The sequence below is a fragment of the Mycobacterium sp. 2YAF39 genome, assembly GCF_052114565.1.
Classification (GTDB): domain Bacteria; phylum Actinomycetota; class Actinomycetes; order Mycobacteriales; family Mycobacteriaceae; genus Mycobacterium.
The window spans coordinates 730578-754903 of the sequence record NZ_JBFREZ010000001.1 but is presented as its reverse complement, the minus strand read 5'-3'; the positions used below and the strand labels follow the sequence as shown (position 1 = coordinate 754903).

The window sequence follows — 24326 nt, the reverse complement described above, 5'->3', positions numbered from 1 at the left end:
GATCTTGTGACGTTAGATCGATTCCGCAGCGGGCTCATCGCCACCGTATCCGCCACTCTGGTCGCCTCGGCCGCGCTCATCGCGCCTGCCCCGGCATCGGCTCAAGGGTGCCCCGACATCGAGGTCGTGTTCGCGCGCGGCACCAATGAGGACGTCGGCCTCGGCTTGGTGGGCGGCACCTTCGTTGACCAATTGCGGGGCAAGGTCGGTGGCAGGTCCGTCGGCGCGTACGCGGTCAGCTACCCCGCGACCTTCGACTTCCTCCAGGCAGCGGCCGGGGCCAACGACGCCAGCGGCCACATCCAGTACATGGTCAACACCTGCCCGAACACCCGCCTGGTGCTGGGCGGGTACTCGCAAGGCGCAGGGGTGGTCGACGTCATCAGCGCCGTGCCGGTACCGGGCATCGGCTTCGACAACCCGCTACCGCCCAACGTGCCCGACCATGTCGCCGCAATCGCAGTGTTCGGCAATCCGTCCGCCAAGCTCGGTCTGCCGCTGACCGTGAGCCCCGTCTGGGGCGGCAGGGCCATCGATCTGTGCAATCCGGGCGACCCGATCTGCCAGACGAACGGCGAGGACGTCGCCGCACACCGGGCGTACGCCGGCGGGCCCACCAATGTGGCCGCCGATTTCGTCGCAGGGCACCTCTGACGTCGCCTTACATCGCTATCTAGCGGGTGCGTCAATCATTTCCACTAGCATCCGTGTGGTGATCCGCCGCCACCTTCTCACCGGTCTCGTCGCTGTACTCGTCTTCGGCGCCCTGCTCATCGCTCCTGCGACTGTCGCCTCGCTGACGCCGTCGGCGAGTGCCCAATCGTGCCCCGACGTCGAGGTGATCTTCGCGCGCGGCCGGTTGGAATCGCCGGGCGTCGGCAGGCTCGGCAATGCGTTCATCAGCGCGCTGCGCAACAAGACGAACAAGAACATCGATGTCTATGCGGTGGAGTACCCCGCCGACAACGAGATCGACGTCGGCGCCAACGACATGAGCGGCCACATCCAGTACATGATCAACACGTGCCCGAATACGCGGTTGGTGCTCGGGGGCTATTCGCTCGGCGCAGCGGTCACCGACGTGGTGCTCGCAGTGCCCTTCGGCTTCTTCGGGTTCGACGCCCCGCTACCTCCAGGCGCGGACACGCACATCGCCGCGGTGGCGCTGTTCGGCAACGGAGTCGCCTGGGTCGGGCCGATCTCGAATTTCAGCCCGATCTACAAAGACAGGACGATCGAGTTGTGCCACGGCGCCGACCCGATCTGCAACCCGGCCGATCCGAACACGTGGGAAGACAACTGGCCCGCTCACCTCGCCGGCGCCTACATCGACGCAGGCATGGCGAATCAGGCGGCCGACTTCGTCGCGGGCCGTCTCTAATCCAGAGACCGCAAATCGCGGGTGACGTTCGTGCGCGCCTCGAGCTCATCATCGGGCGGATAGTCGACGCCCACGAGCGTCAACCCCTGTGGCGGTGCCGCCGAGAAGTCGCTGGACCGGCTCGTCGACTCCAATAGCGTGGCGCACCAACCTGGTTCGCGGCGGTGCTCACCGACCGCCAGCAGTGCGCCCACCACCGACCGCACCATCGCCCAGCAGAACGCATCCGCGGTGACATGCGCGGTGACCCGGTCGCCGTCGCGTGTCCAGTCCAGCCTCTGCAGATCGCGGATGGTGGTGGCACCGTCGCGATGGCGACAAAATGCGGCGAAGTCATGCAACCCCACCAGATCCCGTGATGCCGCGGCCATGGCGTCGACGTCCAGCGGACGGGGCCATGGCGTCACGAAGCGCGTCTCCTGCGGCTCGACACCGTACGGCGCGGTCGACAAGCGATAGGCGTAGTGCCGGCGCAGCGCGGAGAAGCGCGCGTCGAAACCCGTTGCTGCGCGGCCGATATCGAGCACCCGCACATCCAGGGGCAGGAACCGGGCGAGACGTTGCACGAGCGGGCGAAACTCACTCTCGCCGGTACGGGTCGTGCGGGGATACGCGTGCGGCAACGCGTCCGTCGGAATGTCGACGTGGGCGACCTGACCCGTGGCGTGAACACCGGTGTCGGTGCGCCCGGCCGCGCGGGTGACAACCGGGGTTCGGAAAACCGTCGACAACGCGTCATCGATCACCCCGGCCACCGTGCGCTGTCCGGTCTGTGCCGCCCAGCCCGCGAACTCGGTTCCGTCGTAGGCGATGTCGAGCCGAAGACGAACGAGCCCGCCACCGTTGTCGATGGCGGGCTCATTCATTGCTTCACTACTTGGCGTCGTCGGCCTTCTCTTCGGCCTCGGCTTCGGCGACCTCTTCGGCGGCCTCGGCTTCCTGGCCCTCCTCGATCGCGGCGTCCTCGGCCTTCACGTCTTCGACGGTCTCCTCGGCGGGAGCCTCCTCGACGACGGCTTCCTCGGCCGGCGCCGCCTTGGCGGGCGCGGCCTTCTTCGAGGCGGCCGACCGGCGAGCGCGATTGGCCTCGTCGGTCACCGTCTTCTCCCGCACCAGTTCGATGACGGCCATCGGCGCGTTGTCGCCCTTGCGTGCCTCCACCTTGATGATGCGGGTGTAGCCGCCGTTGCGGTCGGAGAAGAACGGAGCGATCTCGGCGAACAGCGTGTGCACGACGTCCTTGTCGCGGATCTTCTTCATCACCTCACGCCGGTTGTGCAGCGTGCCCTTCTTGGCATGGGTGATGAGCTTCTCCGCGTAGGGCCGCAGCGCCCGCGCCTTCGGCTCTGTCGTCTTGATCCGGCCGTGCTCGAAGAGCGACGTGGCCAGGTTGGCCAGTAGCGCCTTCTGGTGCGAGGACGACCCGCCGAGGCGAGGACCCTTAGTGGGCTTGGGCATTGCGACTTCTCCTAAATGGGGCCGGCCCCCGTATCAGGTAGGACCGGGACGGTTCTCTTTCGAGATGTTGGGGCTTAGAGCTGTTCGGTTTCGGCGTAGTCCTGGTTGTCGTCCAGGTCGTAGCTTGCATCGCTGTTCCACGTGCCGGTGGCGACGTCGTAACCGGCGACCTCCGACGGATCGAACGTGGCCGGGCTGTCCTTGAGCGACAGACCGAGCTGGTGCAGCTTGATCTTCACCTCGTCGATGGACTTCTGACCGAAGTTACGGATGTCCAGCAGATCGGACTCCGTGCGGGCGACGAGCTCGCCCACCGTGTGCACACCCTCGCGCTTGAGGCAGTTGTACGAACGCACCGTGAGGTCCAGGTCGTCGATCGGCAGCGCGAAGCTGGCGATGTGATCGGCCTCGGCAGGCGACGGCCCGATCTCGATGCCCTCGGCCTCGACGTTGAGTTCCCGTGCCAGACCGAACAATTCGACCAGCGTCTTGCCCGCGGATGCCAGGGCGTCCCGAGCGGTGATCGAGTTCTTGGTCTCGACGTCGAGGATCAGCTTGTCGAAGTCGGTGCGCTGCTCGACGCGGGTGGCCTCCACCTTGTAGGTCACCTTGAGAACCGGGCTGTAGATGGAATCGACCGGGATACGGCCGATTTCGGCGCCCGACGCCTTGTTCTGCACGGCAGGCACGTAGCCGCGGCCGCGCTCGACAACGAGCTCGACCTCGAGCTTGCCCTTGTCGTTGAGGGTGGCGATGTGCATCTCGGGGTTGTGCACCGTCACACCGGCCGGCGGGACGATGTCACCCGCGGTGACCGCACCGGGGCCCTGCTTGCGCAGATACATGGTGACGGGCTCGTCCTCCTCCGAGGACACGACCAGACCCTTGAGGTTCAGGATGATGTCGGTGACGTCTTCCTTCACGCCGGGAACGGTGGTGAACTCGTGCAGCACGCCATCGATGCGAATGCTGGTGACCGCCGCGCCCGGGATGGACGACAGCAGCGTGCGCCGAAGCGAATTGCCAAGTGTGTAACCGAATCCGGGCTCCAGCGGCTCGATGACGAACTGGGACCGATTCTCCGACTTGGTCTCTTCGGACAATGTGGGTCGCTGAGAAATCAGCATTTTCTTCTTCTCCTCCTCGGCACCCGCTATTTGATGCCGTCTGAGATTTCCCCTGGCTTCGCCCGGGGACCCCAGCCGCGGCGCGGCTGGAAGCTTTTACTTCGAGTAGAGCTCGACGATCAGCTGCTCGGTGAGCGGGATGTCGATCTGCGCGCGTTCCGGCAACTGGTGCACCAAGATGCGCTGGCGTTCGCCGATGACCTGCAGCCAGCCCGGGATCGGGCGGTCGCCCGCGGTTTCCCGCGCGACCTCGAACGGCAGCGTGTTCAACGACTTCGACTTGATGTCGATGATGTCGTACTGCGACACCCGGTAGCTCGGGATGTTGACCTTGACACCGTTGACGGTGAAGTGGCCGTGGCTGACCAGCTGACGCGCCATGCGGCGGGTGCGGGCCAGGCCTGCGCGGTAGACGACGTTGTCCAGCCGGCTCTCGAGGATGCGCAACAGGTTGTCGCCGGTCTTGCCGGGCTGCCGGTTGGCCTCTTCGTAGTAGCGGCGGAACTGCTTCTCCATCACGCCGTAGGAGAAGCGGGCCTTCTGCTTCTCCTGCAGCTGCTGACGGTATTCGCTTTCCTTGATCCGCGCGCGGCCGTGCTGGCCGGGCGGGTAGGGGCGCTTCTCGAACGACTGATCGCCGCCGACCAGGTCGACGCCGAGGCGGCGCGACTTGCGGGTTGCGGGTCCGGTGTAACGAGCCATGTGTTCTGTTCCTCCTAGACCCGGCGCCGCTTGGGCGGACGGCAGCCGTTGTGCGGCTGCGGCGTGACGTCGGCGATGGCGCCGACCTCGAGGCCGGCGGCCTGCAACGAGCGGATGGCGGTCTCGCGGCCCGAGCCCGGACCCTTGACGAAGACGTCGACCTTCTTGACGCCGTGCTCCTGCGCCTTGCGGGCAGCGTTCTCGGCGGCCAGCTGTGCGGCGAACGGGGTCGACTTGCGCGAACCCTTGAAGCCGACGTGTCCCGAGGACGCCCATGCGATGACGTTGCCCTGCGGGTCGGTGATCGTCACGATCGTGTTGTTGAACGTGCTCTTGATGTGCGCAGCGCCGTGCGGGACGTTCTTCTTTTCCCGGCGACGGGTCTTCTGACCCTTCTTGGGCGCTCCGCCTGCTGCTTTCTTTGCGGGTGGCATTACTTGGCCTTCTTCTTACCGGCGATGGTGCGCTTCGGGCCCTTGCGGGTGCGCGCATTGGTCTTGGTCCGCTGGCCACGCACCGGCAGGCCGCGGCGGTGCCGCAGGCCCTGGTAGCAGCCGATCTCGATCTTGCGGCGGATGTCGCCCTGCACCTCGCGGCGCAGGTCACCCTCCACCTTGAGGCTGCCTTCGATGTACTCACGCAGCTGGGTGACCTGATCGTCGGTCAGGTCCTTGGTGCGCAGGTCCCGGTCGATTCCGGTGGCTTCCAGGATCTCCTGGGAGCGGGTACGGCCAATGCCGTAGATGTAGGTCAGGGCGATCTCCATGCGCTTATCGCGCGGGAGGTCAACGCCCACTAGACGTGCCACAGTGGTGTGTTCCTTCTCGTTGCGGAGGTCTTTTCCCAGTCCGTTCCCGACGGCGTCGGGGTCCGGCCTCCGTGCCGGACGTGGATGAGCGGCCTATCCGCTCAGTGGTACTGAGATTTCGTCATTGAGTTGTGGCAGCAAGCGCTTGAATTAGCCCTGGCGCTGCTTGTGGCGAGGATCAGAGCAGATCACCATGACCCGTCCATGCCGACGGATCACCCTGCACTTGTCGCAGATGGGCTTGACGCTCGGGTTCACCTTCACGGCTGTGTCGATCCTTCTGTGCTTCTAGTTACTTGTACCGGTAGACAATGCGGCCCCGAGACAGGTCGTATGGAGACAACTCCACGACGACCCGGTCCTCGGGCAGGATGCGGATGTAGTGCTGCCGCATCTTCCCGCTGATGTGGGCGAGAACCTTGTGACCGTTCTCCAGCTCAATGCGAAACATCGCATTGGGCAGGGGCTCGACCACGCGACCCTCGACCTCGATGGCACCGTCTTTCTTGGCCATTGTTTTTCGGAGATCCTCCGTGTCCTGACAGTTCGTTGGCGCCTTGTCGGCGCAGCATTCTTACCGACTTCAAAACGTGAGCCGGTAGCCAGAAATTCCAACAGGGGCACGCAAGAGTCGGCGCGTTTACCGCACCGTTGGTCCATACTACCCGCTCGGCCGTCGCTCCCAAAATCGATGAACTCGCAGCTCAGCATGGGGAGCGGGGCCGATCGGTTCGCTCACGGCGAATCCGGCGCCTGACCCTGATATCGGCTGGACGACGGGAGCATACTTATAACCGATGACCGCCCCCGTCGCCTCTGCCCGAAAACCCGTCATACTCACCGTCGACGACGACCCCGCAGTGTCGCGCGCGGTCGCCCGCGATCTTCGTCGCCACTACGGCGAGAGATATCGCATCGTGCGCGCCGAGTCCGGCGCCGACGCCATCGACACACTCAAAGAACTCAAGTTGCGCGGCGACGCCGTCGCGGTCTTCGTCGCCGACTACCGGATGCCGCAGATGAGCGGCATCGAGTTCCTCGAGAAGGCGATGGACTTCTTCCCGCTGGCGCGGCGCGTGCTGCTGACGGCATACGCCGATACCCACGCCGCGATCGACGCCATCAACGTCGTCGACCTCGACCATTACCTGCTCAAGCCGTGGGATCCGCCGGAGGAGAAGCTCTATCCGGTGATTGACGGCCTGCTCGAGGAATGGCGGGCGGTCGGCGATCGCGCCATGCCGTACACCAAGGTGATCGGCCACCGGTACAGCGATCGGTCCTGGGAGGTGCGGCAGTTCCTGGCGCGCAACGAGTACTCGTTCCGCGCCGTCAACGCCGAGGAACCCAAGGGCCGGCAGCTCCTGGAGGCCGCGGGCCTCGACGACAGCCGCCTGCCGGTCGTCATCACCGAAAAGGGCGAGACCCTGGTCGAGCCGTCGGACGTCGAACTGGCGACGCTGCTCGGCCTGTCGACCACCCCCCAGCTGGAGATGTACGACCTCGCGGTGATCGGCGGCGGGCCCGCGGGCCTGGCGGCCGCGTTGTACGGCGCCTCCGAGGGCCTCAAGACGGTGCTGATCGAGAAGGCCACCACCGGCGGGCAGGCGGGCCGCAGCTCAAAGATCGAGAACTATCTGGGCTTCCCCACCGGGATATCGGGCGCCGAACTCACCACGTCGGCACGCAGGCAGGCCGAACGCTTCGGCGCGGAGGTCATCACGACCCAGGAAGCGGGCAAGCTCGAGATCAACGGGGTGGGTGCGGCTCATTCGATCCGCCTCAACGGGGACAACAACGTCGGCGCACGCGCCGTCATCCTGGCCACCGGAGTCGACTATCGCCAGCTTCAGATATCGGGCTGCTGGGACGACCCCGACGATCCGGACTGCAACTACATCGGCCGCGGGGTGTTCTACGGCGCATCGGTGTCGGACAACAGCGAATGCGCGGGTGAAGACGTCTACATCGTCGGCGGCGCCAACTCGGCGGGGCAGGCCGCGATGTACATGTCGCAGACGGCCAAGTCGGTCACCATGCTGATCCGCGGCGCCTCGCTCGAGGCCGGCATGTCCCAGTACCTGGTCGACCGCATTCTCAAGACCCCGAACATCACGGTTCGCACCTGCACCGAGGTCGTCGACACCGTGTCCGAGGACGGCCACCTGTCCGGGCTGGTGCTACTCGACAAGCGCACCGAAGCGACTGAGACCGTGACCTGCGACCGGATGTGCTGCTTCATCGGCGCGACGCCCCGCACCGATTGGCTCGAAGAGGCGGGAATAGCCCGCGACGATCACGGCTTCATCCTGTCGGGGCCCGATCTGCGCGACAAGGTGGGCTGGACGCTCGATCGCCCGCCGCACCACTTGGAAACAAGTGTGCCGGGTGTGTTTGTTGCAGGTGACGTGCGTTCGGAATCCGCAAAGAGGGTTGCGGCTGCGGTCGGCGAAGGGTCGATGGCGGTCATGTTGGTGCACAGGTACTTGGCTGAGGCTTGATAGCCGGCGGAAGGAACACGATGGGCTCGCAGAGAGAAGACGAATGCGTGCGCGACGAGTTGCGGACGCTGTTCCTGTTCGAGGACCTGTCCGATGAGCAGCTCGACATTCTCTGCGCCGCCGGCCACATCGAAACGATCCCGGCGGGCCCCGCGGTGCACGAGGGCGAACCGGCGACCTGCTTCTACGTGATGATCGACGGCGAGTTAATCATGTCGAAGCGCTCGGGCGGTGTGGACATCCAGACCAACCGCACGTCTCAGCGTGGCGTGTACTTCGGCGCGTGGTCGGCCTACATCCCGGGTGAGGAGCAGGCCTACCAGGCCTCGGTGCGGCTGATGAAGCCGTCGCGCTGCTTCGTGTTGGACTCCAACGACTTCGCCGAATTCATGCGGACCCAGTTCCCCATGGCCGTCCACCTGCTCGAGGGTCACCTCGTCGGCGGGCGCAGACAGAGCCAGATCATCGGTCAGCGCGAGAAGCTACTGGCACTCGGCACCATCACCGCGGGGTTGACCCACCAGCTGAACAATCCGGCCGCGGCCACCGCGCGTGCGGTGGCCGACCTGCGTGAGGGCGTCGGCCACATGCGGCACAAGCTCGCGATGCTGGCCGAGGCCAAGTTCACTCCGGAAGCACTGCGCATGCTGGTGAGCATTCAGGACGAGGTCGCCGAGCAGGTCGCGAAGTCCCGCGATCACGAGCTGTCCGCGCTGGAGACCTCCGATCGCGAGGACCAGATCGGCGAATGGCTGGAGGACCACGGGATCGTGGGCGCATGGGACTACGCCCCGACGTTCGTGGAAGCCGGGCTGGACACCGACTGGTTCGAGCGGGTCTCGGCACTGGTCGACGACGTCGACGCCACGGCATCGCTGCAGGGCGCCATCGGGTGGCTGAAGTTCACGATCGACAACGAACTGCGGATGAACGAGATCGCCGAGGCCAGCAAGCGCGTCTCGGCGCTGCTCGCAGGCGCGAAGCAGTACTCGCAGATGGACCGCGGCTCGTACGGAAGCGCCGACGTGCACGAATTGCTGCGGAGCACGATCATGATGTTCGGCGACAAGGTCGGGTATCAGGGCAAGGGCCGACCGGTCACCATCATCAAGGACATGGACAAGACGCTGCCCGAATTGCAGTGCTACCCAGGCGATCTCAACCAGGTATGGACCAACCTGATCGACAACGCGATCCAGGCGATGGACGGACACGGCACGCTGACCATCCGGACCGCACGCGAGAACGACCAGATGATCCGCGTCGAAATCTGTGACGACGGCCCCGGGATCCCCGAGGACATCATCGACCGCATCTTCACTCCCTTCTTCACGACCAAACCGTTCGGTGAGGGCACCGGTCTCGGACTCGACCTGGCCTGGCGCATCGTCGTGGAGAAACACGCCGGGAACCTGTCCGTGCAGTCGGTGCCGGGCGACACCCGATTCATCGTGTGCCTGCCACTGGTAGCACCGGCGCCGATCGCGCCAACACCCGGCGAGCTGTCGGCTGCGGGCACGGAATAGTTCTACTCATGCTGCGCCGAGTGGAATAGGCTCGCACGCGCTCTAGGTTGGAGAAACTATGACGACCCCTGACCTCGGCAAGTACGGCGTATTCGGCCACTATTCGATGTGGCGCCAGCTCTCCGGCCAGCAACTCTCGGCCGTCGAATCGCTCGGCTACGGCGCCATCTGGGCCGGTGGCTCTCCGCCTGCCGAGCTGGACTGGATCGACCCCATTCTCGACGCAACCGAGTCACTGCAACTCGCGACGGGCATCGTGAACATCTGGACCGCCGAGGCAGGGCCGGTCTCGGAGTCCTTCCAGCGCATCGAGAATGCGTACCCCGGCCGGTTCTTGCTCGGCATCGGCGTCGGTCATCCCGAGGCGCACCAGGAGTACAAGAAACCGTACGACGCGCTGAGCGACTACCTCGACAAGCTCGACGAGTACGGCGTTCCCAAGGACCGCCGGGTGGTTGCCGCGCTCGGGCCGCAGGTGCTCAAGCTGTCGGCACGGCGATCGGCGGGCGCGCATCCCTATCTGACGACACCGGAGCACACCGCAACCGCCCGCGAGCTGATCGGGCCGGACGCGTTCCTCGCACCGGAACACAAGGTCGTGCTCACCACCGATGTGGACAAGGCCCGCACCGCAGGCCGTAAGGGACTCGACGTCTATCTCAACCTGCAGAACTACTTGAACAACTGGAAGCGGCTTGGCTTCAGCGATGAGGACCTGGCCAAGCCGGGTAGCGACCGCCTTGTCGACGCGGTCGTCGCCTATGGCACTGTCGATGCGATAGCGGCACGGTTGAAGGAGCATCTCGACGCGGGCGCCAATCATGTGCCCGTCCAGGTCCTGACCGGACCCGACAAGTTGGTCGACGCGCTCACCGCGCTGTCCGGGCCGCTCGGCCTGCAGTAGATCGCAATCGAAGGGACCCGATGACTGAGCTCAAACCCGACCTCGGCCGCTATGGCGTGTGGACCTTCGGAGTGCCCAAACCCGAACAGGCCGCCCAGATCGAGAAACTGGGCTACGGCGCCCTGTGGATCGGCGGGTCTCCCGCAGGCGATCTGAGCTACGTCGAGCCGCTCCTCGAAGCCACGGACTCACTTCAAGTGGCCACCGGCATCGTCAACGTCTGGAAGGCGCCGGCCGAACAGGTCGCCGAGGCCTATCACCGCGTCGAGGATGCATATCCGGGTCGGTTCCTGCTCGGGGTCGGGATCGGTCACCCCGAGCACACCGAGGAATACCGCAAGCCCTACGACGTGCTGGTCGAGTATCTCGATGTCCTCGACAACCTGAAGGTGCCGACGAGCCGACGCGTCATCGCCGCCCTGGGACCGAGGGTGCTCAAGCTTTCGGCGCAGCGCAGCGCGGGCGCGCATCCCTACCTGACCACCCCGCAGCACACTGGAGAAGCTCGAAACCTGCTGGGGCCGACGGTATTTCTGGCTCCCGAGCACAAAGTGGTGCTTGCGCGTGACGCGGAGGCGTCGCGACAGGTCGGTCGCGAGGCCGTCGACTTCTACCTCAACCTGTCCAACTATCTGAACAACTGGAAGCGGTTGGGATTCACTGACGACGATGTGGCCAAGCCGGGTAGCGACCGCCTGATCGACGCCGTCGTCGCCCATGGCACGCCGGACGACATCGCCACGAAGCTCAGCGAACACGTCGCGGCCGGGGCCGATCACGTGGCGATCCAAGTGCTCGGCGGCTGGGACAACCTGGTTCCGACGTTGGAAGAACTGGCGGGCCCGCTCGGGCTGAAGAACTAAGCCCAGGTGCCCTTGCGTAGGTGAGCCATCGCCTGAAGCCCAAGGGTTGCCTTCGCGACGGCAGGCCGGCCGAACCGGAAGCGCAAGCTGTTGGTGCGCCTTTGGAAATCCGCGAACGCTTCCCCGACGTCACCCTCGCCGACTGAGTACGAGGCGAAAGCACGATCCATCGTCGACAGGTCGAGTGGCTCGTCGCGTCCAGCCGCGCTGAGTGCTTCATGGACTGCCGGAATCCCGTCCATGCCGAACCGCTCTGTCGCTGGGCCGCCGGTCCGGTGGCGCCGAAGGTCCGGTGTCAGAAACGACTCGATTGCCGCGTCTTCCCCGCCGCCGAGGTCGATCTTCAGCGCCGCGGAAGTTCGCTTGGTTTCCCGTCGCCAATCCTCGAGAAGGTTGGAATAGTCGACGAACACCCGCGGGATGTCCCGGGTGAGGCGCTCGGCCAGCAGGTTGTATTTCAGCCACAACGCGCTTGCGAGCTCCCAGGAGAATCCCCAGGACGCCATCGCCGAGGAGATGACCTCCTGCGGATCGCGCACCGCGATCACCGCCGCCACGTCGTGTCCGGCCAGACGCGCCGCCTCGAACCACAGCTCGGACAGGGTCGTTATCCGCGGCTCTTTGATCACCACGAATGGCGCATCCGGAAGCGTCGTCAGATATGCCGCGATCTTGCCGATGCAGGCAGCCTTCTCCTGCGCTCCGAAAGCGTCATCCGCTTGTAGCCGCATCGAGGGGTCGAACCACGCGCTTTCATTTCGGTGCAGGATTTCTTCGTTGATACCGATCGCTTTACGCGGCTCCCAACAACCGCGCGGGTTTGCCGCATCCGCGCCGAGCATCCCGGTCGGCAGCGCACCGCCGCACAGTGAAAGCACCCGCGCAAGGGCAGATGTTCCCGACCGTTGCGCACCCACCACGAACAGCGCGACCGTTTTCGTGTTGGTACCGCGTTTGGCGATCTCCTCTGAAAGGTGCTCGCTTGCAACGCTTTCTTCGGGTCGGGCGATCCGATCGACACTCATTTGCGGATTCAGGCCTTCCCGTTGTCGCACGCGGAGGACCCGCGCATGCCGCAGCGTACCGGCTGACGTGCGGTGATAAAGGGCCATTCGGCCGTGTCGCGATCGCGTGGGCCCTTTGCGGTGGATTGCGCTCCTGCGCAAAGGAACACCGGCACAAGACGCAACATTTGCTGATCTGACGCGACGGTGCCGGGGGCGAATAGACTTATCCGATTTGCGAATCCACAGACTTTCTTCACTATGCCCGCCCAGCTGGATTCAATTGTTGTAGAACGACAGTCGCATGAGACTTCCGCGATTTCCACGTGAGTCATAAATTCGTTGCTGAATTTGCCGCCGAGGGTCCAGTGAGCAAATGTGCACGCTATTCCGACGACGGCGCGTTCGGCCGCGTCGTCGCACTGGCCGATCGTGACGCCGAATCCGGCGCCGAAGGGTCCTCGACTAGGGTTATGACCCATGCGGTTGCTGGTGACAGGCGGCGCCGGGTTCATCGGCGCCAATTTCGTCCATGACGTTGCGGGCGAACATGACGTGACGGTGCTCGACGCGCTCACCTACGCCGGCAGCCGCGAATCGCTGGCGCCCGTCGAGGACGAGATCCGGCTGGTCCAGGGCGACATCACCGACTCCGAGTTGGTCGGCAAGCTGGTCGCCGAGGCCGAAGTCGTCGTGCACTTCGCCGCCGAGACCCACGTCGACAACTCGCTGTCCGGGCCGGAGCCCTTCCTGCATACCAACGTCGTCGGCACGTTCACCATCCTGGAGGCGGTGCGCGCCCACAGTGTCCGGCTGCACCACATCTCCACCGACGAGGTCTACGGGGACCTCGAGCTGGGCAGCCCGCAGCGGTTCACCGAGTCGACGCCCTACAACCCGTCGAGTCCCTACTCCTCGACGAAGGCCGCGGCCGACATGCTGGTGCGCGCATGGGTGCGCTCCTACGGTGTGCAGGCCACGATCTCGAACTGCTCCAACAACTACGGGCCCTACCAACATGTGGAGAAGTTCATTCCGCGGCAGATCACCAATGTGCTGACCGGGCGGCGGACCAAGCTCTACGGGGCCGGCGCCAACGTACGCGACTGGATCCATGTGGACGACCACAACAGCGCGGTGCGGCGCATCCTCGCCGACGGGCAGATCGGGCGCACGTATCTGATCGGCGCCGCCGGGGAGCGGGACAACCTCACTGTGATGCGCACGATCCTGCGCCTCATGGATCGCGACCCCGACGACTTCGACCACGTCACCGACCGCGCCGGCCATGACCTGCGATATGCGATCGACGCGTCGACACTGCGCGACGAACTGGGCTGGAGCCCCGCACACACCGATTTCGAGGACGGCCTTCGTGACACCATCGACTGGTATCGCGCCAACGAATCATGGTGGGGGCCACTGAAGGACGGCGTCGAAGCCGGCTACGCGGGGCGAAGCCAGTGACGGTCCGTGAGCTGAGCGTCCCCGGTGCGTGGGAGATCACCCCCCGGGTGCACGCAGATTCCCGCGGCGCATTCTTCGAATGGTTCACCGACGCGGGGTTCACCGCGTTCGCCGGACACCGGTTCGATGTGCAGCAGGCCAACTGCTCGGTGTCGTCCGCAGGCACGCTGCGCGGGTTGCACTTCGCCCAGTTGCCGCCGAGCCAGGCCAAGTACGTCGGATGCCCACGCGGCAAGGTGCTCGACGTGGTCGTCGACATCCGCGTCGGGTCACCGACGTTCGGACAATGGGATTCGGTCATCCTCGACGACCGCGACCGGCGGTCCATCTACATCTCCGAGGGCCTCGGCCACGCCTTCTTCGCACTCGAAGACGATTCCACGGTCATGTACCTGTGCTCTGCGCCCTACAGCCCCGAACGCGAACACACGATCAACGTGCTCGACCCCGCGCTGGGCATCGTCTGGCCGGAGGTCGACGGCGGCCCGATCCTGTCGGATCGCGACCGTGTGGCGCCGACGTTGGCCGAAGCCGAGGCGGCGGGACTGTTGCCGACCTGGGACGAGGCGCAGGCGTTCGTCGCACAGCTGCGCGGCCAGGCTTAGCCACAGGCCACAGACCCCTCACCAAGACTGCCTAGACGCTGTTGACGACGCCATTCTGGCATTACTAGGATATCCAAGTATCTACAGCGAGGGACACGAATATGACCACACAGATTTCGCACTTCATCAACGGCGCGCGCACGAGCGGACAGAGCAAGCGCACCGGCGACGTGATGAACCCCAGCACAGGCCAGGTCCAGTCCACGGTGCCGATGGCCTCGGCGGCCGACGTCGACGCCGCAGTCGCCGGTGCGGTCGAGGGCCAGAAGAAATGGGCCGCCTTCAACCCACAGCGCCGGGGCCGCGTGCTGATGCGCTTCATCGACTTGGTCAACCAGAACGCCGACGAGCTCGCGACACTCCTTTCGCTCGAGCACGGTAAGACCCATGCCGACTCACTCGGCGACATCCAGCGCGGTATCGAGGTCATCGAATTCGCGGTGGGCATCCCGCACCTGCTCAAGGGTGAGTACACCGAGGGGGCCGGAACCGGCATCGACGTGTACTCGTTGCGTCAGCCGCTCGGCGTGGTCGCCGGCATCACCCCGTTCAACTTCCCGGCGATGATCCCGCTGTGGAAGGCGGGGCCGGCGCTCGCGTGCGGTAACGCGTTCATCCTCAAGCCGTCCGAACGCGACCCGTCGGTGCCCGTCCGGCTGGCCGAACTCTTCATCGAGGCGGGCCTGCCGCCGGGTGTGTTCCAGGTCGTGCACGGTGACAAGGAGGCCGTCGACGCAATCCTCGAGCATCCGGTGATTCAGGCCGTCGGCTTCGTCGGCAGCTCCGACATCGCGCAGTACATCTACAGCAACGCCGCGGCCAACGGGAAGCGCGCGCAGTGCTTCGGCGGCGCGAAGAACCACATGATCGTGATGCCCGACGCCGACCTCGACAACGCCGTCGACGCATTGATCGGCGCCGGATACGGCAGCGCAGGCGAACGCTGCATGGCGATCAGCGTCGCGGTTCCCGTGGGCGAGCAGACCGCAGAACGGTTGCGCGCCAGGCTCGTCGAGCGCGTCAACAACCTTCGGGTCGGCCACAGCCTCGACCCGAAAGCCGACTACGGGCCGCTGGTGAGCGAGGCCGCACTGGCCCGCGTCAAGGACTACATCGATCAGGGCGTGGCGGCAGGCGCGGAAGCGGTCGTCGACGGCCGCGAGCGCACCAGCGACGATCTGCAGTTCGGCGACGCGAACCTCGAGGGTGGTTACTTCATCGGCCCGACGCTGTTCGATCACGTCACCAAGGACATGTCGATCTACACCGACGAGATCTTCGGCCCGGTGCTGTGCATCGTTCGCGCCAAGGACTACGAGGAAGCACTGGCATTGCCGACCGAGCACGAATACGGCAACGGCGTCGCGATCTTCACCCGCGACGGTGACACCGCCCGCGACTTCGTATCGCGCGTCCAGGTCGGCATGGTCGGCGTGAACGTGCCGATCCCGGTCCCGGTGGCCTACCACACCTTCGGCGGCTGGAAGCGTTCCGGCTTCGGCGATCTCAATCAGCACGGGCCCTCCTCGATCATCTTCTACACGAAGACCAAGACGGTGACGCAGCGCTGGCCCGCGGGTAGCCACGGCGCCGAATTCGTCATCCCGACCATGAAATAGATGGACTACTTCGGGCTCGACGAGCACGAACGCGTCATCGCCGAGACGGCGGCCGCGTTCGCCGAGAAGCGGCTCGCGCCATACGCATTGGAGTGGGACGAAAGCCACCACTTCCCCACCGACGTGTTGCGCGAGGCCGCCGAGCTCGGGATGGCCGCCATCTACTGCCGGGAAGACGTCGGCGGCAGCGAACTGCGCAGGCTCGACGCTGTGCGGATATTCGAACAGCTGGCGGCGGCCGATCCCACGATCGCGTCGTTCCTGTCGATCCACAACATGTGCGCGTGGATGGTCGACAGCTACGGCACCGACGAGCAGCGCAAGTCGTGGGTGCCGCGGCTGGCGTCCATGGAGGCGATCGCGAGTTACTGCCTGACCGAACCGGGCGCCGGATCGGACGCGGGGGCGTTGCGCACCAAGGCGGTGTCGAACGGTGGGGACTACGTACTCGACGGCGTCAAACAGTTCATCTCCGGCGCAGGCACATCCGACGTGTACGTGGTGATGGCACGCACCGGCGGCGAGGGTCCGCGCGGCATATCGGCCTTTCTCGTCGAGAAGGGCACGCCGGGACTGAGTTTCGGCGCATACGAAGCCAAGATGGGCTGGAACGCCCAACCCACCGCGCAAGTGATCTTCGAAGGTGTCCGGGTACCCGCCGATGCGATGCTCGGCGGCGCCGACGGACAGGGAACGGGGTTCGGCATCGCGATGCACGGACTCAACGGCGGGCGCATCAACATCGCCGCGTGCTCACTGGGTGGCGCGCAGACGGCTCACGAAAAGGCACGCAGCTACCTCGCGGACCGGCAGGCCTTCGGAAGCTCGCTTCTCGACGAGCCGACCATCAGGTTCGCCCTCGCGGACATGGCGACAGCGCTGGAAACCTCTCGTGTTCTGTTGTGGCGTGCGGCGTCAGCGATCGACGAGGACCATCCGGACAAGGTCGAGTTGTGCGCGATGGCCAAGCGATACGTCACCGATGCCTGCTACGAGGTGGCGGATCAGGCACTGCAACTGCACGGCGGCTACGGATATCTGCGCGAGTACGGGCTGGAGAAGATCGTTCGCGATCTGCGGGTGCATCGAATCCTCGAGGGCACCAACGAAATCATGCGTGTGGTCATCGGTCGGGCGGAAGCCGCCCGGGCCCGCGCGTCGGCTTGAGGGAGAGCAACGAGCAATGAGCACAGTCGCGTTCTTGGGGTTGGGTCACATGGGCGGGCCGATGGCGGCGAATCTCGTTGCGGCGGGTCACACAGTGCGCGTCTTCGATCCCGTCGCCGCGCTCAAGGATGCCGCCGCCGAGAAGGGTGCGCAGGTGTTCGACAGCGTCGCGGAGGCGGCATCGGAATCCGACGTCGTCATCACCTCGCTGCCCAACGGCAACATCGTGAAGGCGGTATACGCCGACGCGCTGCCCGCGGCTCCGATAGGGACGCTGTTCATCGACACCTCGACGATCTCGGTCGATGACGCGCGCACGATCCACGCCCAGGCCACCGAGCACGGGCACGCACAGCTCGACGCCCCGGTCTCGGGTGGCGTGAAGGGTGCGGTCGCGGGCACACTCGCGTTCATGGTCGGCGGCGAGTCCGAGGCGGTCGAACGCGCACGGGCCGTGCTGGAACCGCTGGCGGGCAAGATCATTCACTGTGGCGACTCGGGCACGGGTCAGGCCGCCAAACTATGCAACAACATGGTGCTGGCCGTCCAACAGATCGCCGCGGGTGAGGCCTTCGTGCTGGCGGAAAAGCTCGGCCTGTCCGCGCAGTCGCTGTTCGACGTCATCACCGGAGCTACCGGCAACTGCTGGGCGATCCATACGAACTGCCCTGTACCGGGACCGGTTCCGACGTCTCCCGCGAACAACGACTTCAAGCCGGGCTTCGCAACTGCGTTGATGCACAAGGACATCGGTCTGGCGATGGCCGCTGTGCAGTCGACGGGCTCGACCGCCCCGCTGGGCACCCACGCCGCGGAGATCTACGCTGAGTTCAACGAGTCCAACGCGGACAAGGACTTCAGCGCGGTCATCGAACTGATCCGCAAGGGTTAGACCTGGGTCCGCGCACCCAGCACATCGCGGAACAGGGCTTGCCGCAGAGCGAGTTCTCTTGGATCGCTGTGGGCGTGATAGCCCAGCTTGTTCATCACGTAACCGAACCCGACGCCGGTGTCGGGATCGGCGAATCCGAACGAGCCACCGAGGCCGTTCCAACCGAAAGCCTTGCTGCTGGAACCGAACACGTACGTCGGTATGGGCTTGCCGAACCCCAGGGAGAACGACGTATCGATGTGCATCACCTTGTCGCGCGAACCACCGGGGGGCACTACCGCGGGAGCTTGCAGAGCGTCGCGGACGGTTGCGGTCAATCCCAGCCCGGCCCCTCCCGTTGCGGCGTCGCCATACAGGTCGGCAATCGCCGCGGCGGTGCCTGCCCCATTGACTGACGGCATCTCCACTTTGCGAACGTCGTCGCGGTTGAAGGCGCCGGCCTCTTTGACACCCTCGGCGACGACGAAGGCTCTTCCGGTCAGGCTCTTCGGATTGAACAGGCCCGCAACGAACAGCGGGGGCATCGTGTGTAGATGCCGCAACATCTCGCCTCTGGTGATCGCAAGCAGACGCGCGACCCGATCGCGCTTGTCCGAATCCAGCCCGATGAGGAAGTCGAGACCGAGCGGGCCTGCGATCTCTTCGGCGAAGAAACGGCCGAGCGTGCGTCCCTTCGGATCGACGCGGCGGATGAGCGCGGACTGATACCAGCCAAGCGTCGCGGCGTGATAGCCGTACCTCGTACCCGGAGCCCATGCCGGCACCTGCCCGGCGATCTTGGCCGACATCTTGTCTGGATCGGCGATCTCGGCGAGTGTCAGCGGTGGTTTGATCGCGACCAGGCCGGCCTGATGGCTGAGCAGCTGTCGCACGGTGACGTCACCCTTGCCGCCCTGCGCGAACTCCGGCCAGTAATCGGCCACTTTGGCGTCATAGTCGATCAGCCCACGTGACGCGGCGACGGCCACGGTCAGTGCGGCAACGCCTTTCGTGGTCGAGAACACGTTGACGATGGTGTCCTGCTGCCAGGGCTCTTGAGTGCGCCCGTTGCGATGCCCATCCCAGAGGTCGACGACCTTGCGGCCATCGCGGTAGACCGCCACCGCTGCGCCGATCTCCAGACCATTGCTGAAGTTGCGTCTGAACGCGTCAGCGACTTTTCCGTAACCCTCATCGGCGTCACCGCCCATGGGTGTCCTCTCGTCTCACGATTGAGGTCTGGCTCCGAGAACGTCACGGAACAGCGCTTGGCGCAGGCGAGTTGCCCGCGGGTCGCTGATCAGATGGAAGCCCAGTTTGTTCATCACATAGCCGAACCCGACGCCGGTATCCGGATCGGCGAAACCAACCGAACCGCCCGCACCTGGTGCCCCGAACGCCTTGTCGGAGGAGCCGATCACATACTTCGTACGCAACTCCGCGATCGGCCTGCCGAAGCCGAGCGAGAACAACGTGTCGACGTGTAACACCTTGTCGCGCAATCCCTTCGTCGGCCGCACCGGTGGTGCCGTCAACGCGTCGAAGACCTCCTTGGTCAAACCGATCTCAGGCCCGCCGATGGCCGCATCGCCGTAGAGCCTGGCCACCGATTCGGCCGTGCCGGTTCCGTTGGCGGCGGGTATCTCGACGACACGGACGTCTTCCCTGTTGAACGTCGAGAGGCCGTTTGCGCCTTCGAATGCGACGCCCGCTTGCGCCGTCAACGTCATCGGGATGAACCATGCGGTCGACAGCCTCGGCGGCAGAACGTGCAGATGCATGAGCGTGGCGAGCTGGGACGGCACATGAAGATGCGCCACCCGATCGCGGTCAACGGAGTCCGGCAAGCCGATGTAGAAGTCCAGCCCGAGCGGCCCTGCGATCTCGTCGGCGAAATACTTGCCGAGCGTGCGCCCCCGGGGGTCGGCATGCCGGATGAGTTCGGACGCATACCAGCCCAGTGTCACTCCGTGGTAGCCGTGCCGGGTACCTGGCGGCCAGGCGGGAACCTGCGCGGCGAGCCGCTCCGAGAGCCTCTCCGGCGCGGCGATGTCGGCGAGAGTCAGCAGTGGCTTGATCACCGGTAACCCGGCCTGGTGGGCGAGCAGCTGACGGACGGTGACCGCCTCCTTGCCGCCCTGCGCGAACTCGGGCCAGTAGTCGGCCACTCGGGCGTCGTAGTTCAGGAGCCCGCGCGAGACGGCCAGCGCGACGGTCAGTGCGGCAACACCTTTCGTCGTCGAAAAGGTGTTGACCAGCGTGTCTCTCGTCCATGGCGCCCCGGTGGTGCCGTCGCGGAATCCACCCCAGAGATCCACGACCTTGCGCCCGTCGCGGTAGATCGCGACCGCGGAGCCGACCTCCGCACCGCTGGCGAGATTCTGCCGAAACGCGTCCGCGACTTTGCCATAGCCCTCGTCGACATCACCGCATACGACCTCGGGCGGGACTCTGGTTTTCGGAGCCATGACCTAGTTCACCGCCTTTTACGGCGGTCCCAGCCATCGACACACCGCCATGCGCGCGAATTTTATCTGCGCAGACGGTACCGAACCTGCGATTTCGGCTAAGCGGCGGAGGCCTTGTGTGTCGCCCACCAACGGCCGTGCATGCGTTGGCAATCGGCCACGCTCAGCGGCGCGCTGCCGCCGAAGTCCGGACGCACCGCGACGGCGGCCGGGATATCGGGCACGCCCTCACCGGTGACGACGATGGTCGCCAGCCCGGCACTGTTGGCTGCGCGCAGCCCGCTCGCCGAGCCGCTTACCGCGAGCACGTTGTCCGCGGTGAGCCCGAGCTCGCCGAGTGCGAGCAGGTGAGCTTCGGGACTCGGCATCGACTTCTTGACGTCCTCGGCGGTCACGACGGTTTCGACGATTCCCTCGCCCATCAGCTGTCGCACCAGGGGGTCGGCCCAGCTCCGCTGACCGCTCGTCACGACAGCGACCTGCACACCCGCCGCGAATGCGTCCATGACGAAGTCGACAAGACCGGGGCGCGGCGCGAGATCGCGGTCGAGGATCAGCTCGTCGAACATCATCGTCTTCGTCGTGTAGACCTCGTCGGCGAGCAGCTTGGTGAGCACATCGGACTCAGTCGCCACGCCGCGCTTCCGCAGTTCGGCCGCGACGCGCTGCCGTTCGTCCGTGAGCGCCAGCAGTTGCCGGTAGCGCGTCACCGACCACTGGAAATCGAGACCGTGGTTGGCGAAGGCCGTGTTATATGCCACCCGGTGGCCGTCGCATTCGATGTCAGTCAGCGCGTCGAGGTCGAAGACCACCGCGCGCAGCGGGCATCCGTTGGCAGCCGGCGTAGCGGAGTCCCACCAGAAGCGGCCCGCGCGCCAAGTCGTCTCGTGCGTTGTCGGCATGCAGCTAGGGTGGCCCACATCACAGCGTTCCAACCTCCCCCATTTGGGGGATCGGCGATGCCAACTTTCTTCTGTCCAAGGAAATGCCAGGTCATAAGGTGGTGAACATGAGTACCGGCGGCCCTCCGGTGCGCCTTGTGCTCGTCGACGACCACGAGATGGTCATCGAAGGCCTCAAGGCGATGCTCGCGGCTTTTCAGGAGCGCGTCGAAGTGGTCGGACAGGCCATCGGCGCTGAGCGTGCGCTCAGCGTGGTTGATGAACTCAACCCCGACATCGTCCTCTCGGATGTCCGGATGCACGGTTCCAGCGGGCTGGACCTGTGCATGGAGCTGCGCGAGCGTGATCCCAAGCGCAAGGTCGTGATGTTGTCGGTCTACGACGACGAGCAGTACCTGTTCCAGGCGTTGCGCGTCGGAGCATCCGGATACCTCCTGAAGAGCATCAGCAGCGACGAGCTGGTCCGTCAGCTCGAGTACGTCCACCGCGGTGAGACGGCGATCGACCCGAGCATGGCGGCAAGGGCGGTGGACACCGCGGCCCGGATGCAGCGCGACGAGTTCTGGCCCGGCGCGCGGCAGGGGTTGACGCAGCGCGAGAGCGAGATCCTGTCCTACGTCGTGAACGGCCTGTCCAACCGCGCGATCGCCTCCAAGCTGGTGATCGGCGAGGAGACGGTCAAGACGCACCTGAGCTCCATCTACCGCAAGCTCGGAGTCAGCGACCGAACGGGTGCGGTGGCGACGGCGCTACGCGAAGGCATCTATCAATGACAGCGCAGGACCGTCCTCCGAACGCCGTCCGCGACCTCGTCGACACCGACCGCGAACTCGCGCTGCTGCGCGAACTGATCCAGGCCGCGTCCTCGGGGCCCGGGGTCGAGCCGCTGGCCGCCGCGGCGGCGCGGATGATCACCGCCGCCACCGCCAGCGATGTGTGCTTCGTGCACGTCCTCGACGACAGCGACCGGTCGCTGACGCTCGCAGGCGCGACGCCGCCGTTCGACGCGGAGGTGGGCAAGATCCGGCTTCCGCTGGGCCAGGGCATTTCCGGCTGGGTGGCCAGTCACCGCGAGCCCGTGGTGATCAGGCAGGACAAGGAGACCGATCCGCGCTACATGCCGTTCCAGTCGTTGCGCGGCAAGGACTTCACGTCGATGGTGTCGGTGCCGATGGAAACCGATCCGGGTGGACTGGTCGGCGTGCTGAACGTCCATACCGTCGAGCGGCGCGATTTCACCGACCGAGACGTCGAATTGCTTCTGGTGATCGGCAGGCTGATCGCCGGTGCGCTGCATCAAGCCCGGTTGCACCGCCAGCTGGTGGCCCGCGAACGGGCTCACGAGAACTTCGTCGAGCAGGTCATCGAGGCGCAGGAGCTCGAGCGGCGGCGGCTGGCAGGCGACATTCACGACGGCATCTCGCAGCGATTGGTCACCCTGTCGTACCGGCTCGACGCTGCGAGCCGCTCGGTACAGGGCGATCCGGCGGCTGCTGCCGAACAATTGGACAAGGCTCGCGAACTGGTCGACCTGACGTTGCAGGAGGCCCGCGCCGCGATCGGTGGGCTGCGGCCACCTGTGCTCGACGACCTCGGCTTGGCAGGCGGGCTCGCCAGCCTCGCTCGCTCCATCCCCCAGATCGCTATAGACGTCGACCTGATGGAAGCCCGCCTGCCCGACCACATCGAGATCGCGTTGTACCGCATCGCGCAGGAATGCCTGCAGAACGTCGTCAAGCATGCAAAGGCAACGTCCGCGCGGCTCACCTTCGCCGTCGACGCGGGAGATTCCGGAGATGTCGCCCGCCTCGAAATCGTCGACGACGGAGTCGGTTTCGACACCTTCGAGCATCCGCTGGGCAGCGACGAGATGGGCGGCTACGGCCTGCTGTCGATGGCAGAACGCGCTGAGATCGTCGGCGGCCGGCTCAACATCCGGTCACGCCCGGGTTCGGGCACCGCGGTGACCGCGACGATCCCGCTGCCGCGACTAGAAGTCACCTGAATTGCGGCGCAGCGTCTCTATCGATTCGGCAAGCGCACGAGATTGGCTATCGGACATCCCGATATCGGCGAACACCTCGCTGTTGAGCGTGACGGTGGCGTCTTCGACCGTCGACCGGCCGAGTTCGGTGATCTGCACCAGTGTGGTGCGGCCGTCGGTCGGATGGGGGGTGCGCGCCACCAGGCCGTCGGCCTCCAGTCGCCGGATGGCATGCGTGACACTGGTGACATGGACCTGCAGGCGGTCGGACGCCTTGGTGATCGGCAGCGCGCCGTCGCGGCTGAACGCCAACAATCGCAACAGCTCGTATCGGGAAAAGCTCAGGTCGTACGGCCGCAGCGCGTTCTCGACCCGGGCGAGCAGAATCTGGTGCGCCCGCATCACCGAGGTGACCGCGACCATGCCATCGGCGACCTCGCCCCAACCGAAGCGCTCCCAGTTCGTACGCGCCAGCGCGATCGGATCACGCTTGCGCGGCCACGGCGGTTGCGAGGGCACGCCTCTTCATACCGCACGTAGCAGGTCTGGGTCCCCGTGATGACTTTCGCGTGTTTGACGAGTCTGTCGCTGTGACAAGGAAGGAGATTCGATGTCGATCGAGCATGTACTCGCGGTCGTGCCAGTATCCGATCTGCAGGTGAGCAGCCGGTGGTACGAAGGCTTTTTTGGGCGCCCCGCCGACAACAACCCCATGCCGACACTCGCGGAATGGCAGGTTGTGCCCGGTGGTTGGGTCCAGATTTTCACCGACACAGCACGCGCGGGCTCCGGATTGCTGAACTTCGCCGTCGACGACCTGCAGGCACACGTGGCCGACCTTCGGCAGCGCGGACTCGAACCCGGCGACGTCACCGGCGCCAGCAAGGGTGTCCACCTGTCGGCGATCACCGACCCCGACGGCAACACGATCAGCCTGATCGGCGGCTTTCGGGTGCAGTACTGACGAAA

The 24326-nt window shown here is 65.5% G+C and carries 27 protein-coding genes; 14 read left to right on the top strand and 13 right to left on the bottom strand.

Annotated elements, in window-relative coordinates:
- Positions 1-6 precede the first annotated feature (6 nt).
- Complete coding sequence (locus AB4Z42_RS03795; protein WP_442007758.1) at positions 7-654, top strand: cutinase family protein; 648 nt, start codon at positions 7-9, stop codon at positions 652-654.
- A gap of 49 nt (positions 655-703) precedes the next feature.
- Entirely contained in the window at positions 704-1381 is a 678-nt protein-coding gene (locus tag AB4Z42_RS03790) for a cutinase family protein (protein WP_442008109.1), read from the top strand.
- Here AB4Z42_RS03790 and truA read toward each other — a convergent pair.
- The 8 genes from truA to infA all read right to left on the bottom strand — a co-directional run bounded on the left by truA (position 1378) and on the right by infA (position 5990).
- Positions 1378-2247, bottom strand: coding sequence for a tRNA pseudouridine(38-40) synthase TruA (gene truA / locus AB4Z42_RS03785; protein ID WP_442007757.1), 870 nt, complete (start codon positions 2245-2247; stop codon positions 1378-1380). The genes AB4Z42_RS03790 and truA overlap by 4 nt on opposite strands.
- 7 nt (positions 2248-2254) lie before the next feature.
- Positions 2255-2839, bottom strand: a complete 585-nt coding sequence (rplQ, locus tag AB4Z42_RS03780) for a 50S ribosomal protein L17 (protein ID WP_442007756.1) — start codon at positions 2837-2839, stop codon at positions 2255-2257.
- Positions 2840-2913: 74 nt separating this feature from the next.
- Positions 2914-3966 carry a DNA-directed RNA polymerase subunit alpha gene (locus AB4Z42_RS03775; RefSeq protein ID WP_442007755.1) on the bottom strand — a complete coding sequence of 351 codons (1053 nt, stop codon included), beginning with the start codon at positions 3964-3966 and terminating at the stop codon, positions 2914-2916.
- Positions 3967-4062: 96 nt separating this feature from the next.
- On the bottom strand, positions 4063-4668 hold the full coding sequence (rpsD, locus tag AB4Z42_RS03770; protein WP_442007754.1) for a 30S ribosomal protein S4: 606 nt from the start codon (positions 4666-4668) through the stop codon (positions 4063-4065).
- Positions 4669-4682: 14 nt separating this feature from the next.
- Positions 4683-5102 (bottom strand): 30S ribosomal protein S11, encoded by a 420-nt coding sequence (gene rpsK / locus AB4Z42_RS03765; RefSeq protein ID WP_442007753.1) that lies wholly within the window; start codon positions 5100-5102, stop codon positions 4683-4685.
- Positions 5102-5476 carry a 30S ribosomal protein S13 gene (gene rpsM, locus AB4Z42_RS03760; protein WP_442007752.1) on the bottom strand — a complete coding sequence of 125 codons (375 nt, stop codon included), beginning with the start codon at positions 5474-5476 and terminating at the stop codon, positions 5102-5104. The genes rpsK and rpsM overlap by 1 nt, the downstream gene beginning before the upstream one ends.
- Positions 5477-5626: 150 nt before the next feature.
- A complete protein-coding gene (gene rpmJ / locus AB4Z42_RS03755) occupies positions 5627-5740 on the bottom strand; it encodes a 50S ribosomal protein L36 (protein ID WP_003879483.1) in 114 nt (37 codons plus the stop codon).
- A 28-nt stretch (positions 5741-5768) separates the two neighbouring features.
- The gene (gene infA, locus AB4Z42_RS03750) at positions 5769-5990 is read right to left on the bottom strand and encodes a translation initiation factor IF-1 (protein ID WP_003418601.1); all 222 of its coding nucleotides are present in this window, start codon (positions 5988-5990) and stop codon (positions 5769-5771) included.
- 283 nt (positions 5991-6273) lie between these two features.
- On the opposite strand from infA, the gene AB4Z42_RS03745 reads away from it, so the two are divergent.
- Genes AB4Z42_RS03745 through AB4Z42_RS03730 form a run of 4 tightly spaced genes read left to right on the top strand, consistent with a single transcriptional unit; the run spans position 6274 to position 11270 of the window.
- Positions 6274-7977, top strand: a complete 1704-nt coding sequence (locus tag AB4Z42_RS03745) for an FAD-dependent oxidoreductase (RefSeq protein ID WP_442007751.1) — start codon at positions 6274-6276, stop codon at positions 7975-7977.
- 20 nt (positions 7978-7997) lie between these two features.
- The gene (locus tag AB4Z42_RS03740) at positions 7998-9503 is read left to right on the top strand and encodes an ATP-binding protein (RefSeq protein ID WP_442007750.1); all 1506 of its coding nucleotides are present in this window, start codon (positions 7998-8000) and stop codon (positions 9501-9503) included.
- Between the two features lie 58 nt (positions 9504-9561).
- On the top strand, positions 9562-10407 hold the full coding sequence (locus AB4Z42_RS03735; protein WP_442007749.1) for an LLM class F420-dependent oxidoreductase: 846 nt from the start codon (positions 9562-9564) through the stop codon (positions 10405-10407).
- 20 nt (positions 10408-10427) lie between these two features.
- Positions 10428-11270 (top strand): LLM class F420-dependent oxidoreductase, encoded by an 843-nt coding sequence (locus tag AB4Z42_RS03730; RefSeq protein ID WP_442007748.1) that lies wholly within the window; start codon positions 10428-10430, stop codon positions 11268-11270.
- Here the strand turns inward: AB4Z42_RS03730 and AB4Z42_RS03725 are convergent.
- The gene (locus AB4Z42_RS03725) at positions 11267-12295 is read right to left on the bottom strand and encodes a sulfotransferase family protein (protein ID WP_442007747.1); all 1029 of its coding nucleotides are present in this window, start codon (positions 12293-12295) and stop codon (positions 11267-11269) included. The genes AB4Z42_RS03730 and AB4Z42_RS03725 overlap by 4 nt on opposite strands.
- A 459-nt stretch (positions 12296-12754) precedes the next feature.
- Between AB4Z42_RS03725 and rfbB the strand changes: the two genes are divergently transcribed.
- From rfbB to mmsB, 5 genes are all read left to right on the top strand, one after another.
- On the top strand, positions 12755-13741 hold the full coding sequence (gene rfbB, locus AB4Z42_RS03720; RefSeq protein ID WP_442007746.1) for a dTDP-glucose 4,6-dehydratase: 987 nt from the start codon (positions 12755-12757) through the stop codon (positions 13739-13741).
- Positions 13738-14346, top strand: a complete 609-nt coding sequence (rfbC, locus tag AB4Z42_RS03715) for a dTDP-4-dehydrorhamnose 3,5-epimerase (protein ID WP_442007745.1) — start codon at positions 13738-13740, stop codon at positions 14344-14346. The genes rfbB and rfbC overlap by 4 nt, the downstream gene beginning before the upstream one ends.
- 101 nt (positions 14347-14447) lie before the next feature.
- The gene (locus AB4Z42_RS03710) at positions 14448-15965 is read left to right on the top strand and encodes a CoA-acylating methylmalonate-semialdehyde dehydrogenase (protein ID WP_442007744.1); all 1518 of its coding nucleotides are present in this window, start codon (positions 14448-14450) and stop codon (positions 15963-15965) included.
- Complete coding sequence (locus AB4Z42_RS03705) at positions 15966-17132, top strand: acyl-CoA dehydrogenase family protein (protein WP_442007743.1); 1167 nt, start codon at positions 15966-15968, stop codon at positions 17130-17132.
- 16 nt (positions 17133-17148) lie between these two features.
- Positions 17149-18024: a 3-hydroxyisobutyrate dehydrogenase gene (gene mmsB / locus AB4Z42_RS03700; protein WP_442007742.1), complete on the top strand. Its 876-nt coding sequence runs from the start codon at positions 17149-17151 to the stop codon at positions 18022-18024.
- Here the strand turns inward: mmsB and AB4Z42_RS03695 are convergent.
- The 3 genes from AB4Z42_RS03695 to AB4Z42_RS03685 form a co-directional block, all read right to left on the bottom strand.
- On the bottom strand, positions 18021-19214 hold the full coding sequence (locus AB4Z42_RS03695; RefSeq protein ID WP_442007741.1) for a serine hydrolase domain-containing protein: 1194 nt from the start codon (positions 19212-19214) through the stop codon (positions 18021-18023). The genes mmsB and AB4Z42_RS03695 overlap by 4 nt on opposite strands.
- A 15-nt stretch (positions 19215-19229) precedes the next feature.
- Positions 19230-20471: a serine hydrolase domain-containing protein gene (locus AB4Z42_RS03690; RefSeq protein WP_442007740.1), complete on the bottom strand. Its 1242-nt coding sequence runs from the start codon at positions 20469-20471 to the stop codon at positions 19230-19232.
- A gap of 98 nt (positions 20472-20569) precedes the next feature.
- Positions 20570-21373 (bottom strand): HAD-IA family hydrolase, encoded by an 804-nt coding sequence (locus tag AB4Z42_RS03685; protein WP_442007739.1) that lies wholly within the window; start codon positions 21371-21373, stop codon positions 20570-20572.
- Between the two features lie 107 nt (positions 21374-21480).
- On the opposite strand from AB4Z42_RS03685, the gene AB4Z42_RS03680 reads away from it, so the two are divergent.
- Both AB4Z42_RS03680 and AB4Z42_RS03675 read left to right on the top strand, forming a co-directional pair.
- Positions 21481-22146 (top strand): response regulator, encoded by a 666-nt coding sequence (locus AB4Z42_RS03680; protein WP_442007738.1) that lies wholly within the window; start codon positions 21481-21483, stop codon positions 22144-22146.
- Positions 22143-23378 carry a GAF domain-containing sensor histidine kinase gene (locus tag AB4Z42_RS03675; protein ID WP_442007737.1) on the top strand — a complete coding sequence of 412 codons (1236 nt, stop codon included), beginning with the start codon at positions 22143-22145 and terminating at the stop codon, positions 23376-23378. The genes AB4Z42_RS03680 and AB4Z42_RS03675 overlap by 4 nt, the downstream gene beginning before the upstream one ends.
- On the opposite strand, the gene AB4Z42_RS03670 is transcribed toward AB4Z42_RS03675, so the two are convergent.
- Entirely contained in the window at positions 23364-23876 is a 513-nt protein-coding gene (locus AB4Z42_RS03670; protein ID WP_442007736.1) for a MarR family winged helix-turn-helix transcriptional regulator, read from the bottom strand. The two genes, AB4Z42_RS03675 and AB4Z42_RS03670, sit on opposite strands and share 15 nt — an antisense overlap.
- 91 nt (positions 23877-23967) lie before the next feature.
- Between AB4Z42_RS03670 and AB4Z42_RS03665 the strand changes: the two genes are divergently transcribed.
- The gene (locus AB4Z42_RS03665; protein ID WP_442007735.1) at positions 23968-24321 is read left to right on the top strand and encodes a VOC family protein; all 354 of its coding nucleotides are present in this window, start codon (positions 23968-23970) and stop codon (positions 24319-24321) included.
- Positions 24322-24326 lie beyond the last annotated feature (5 nt).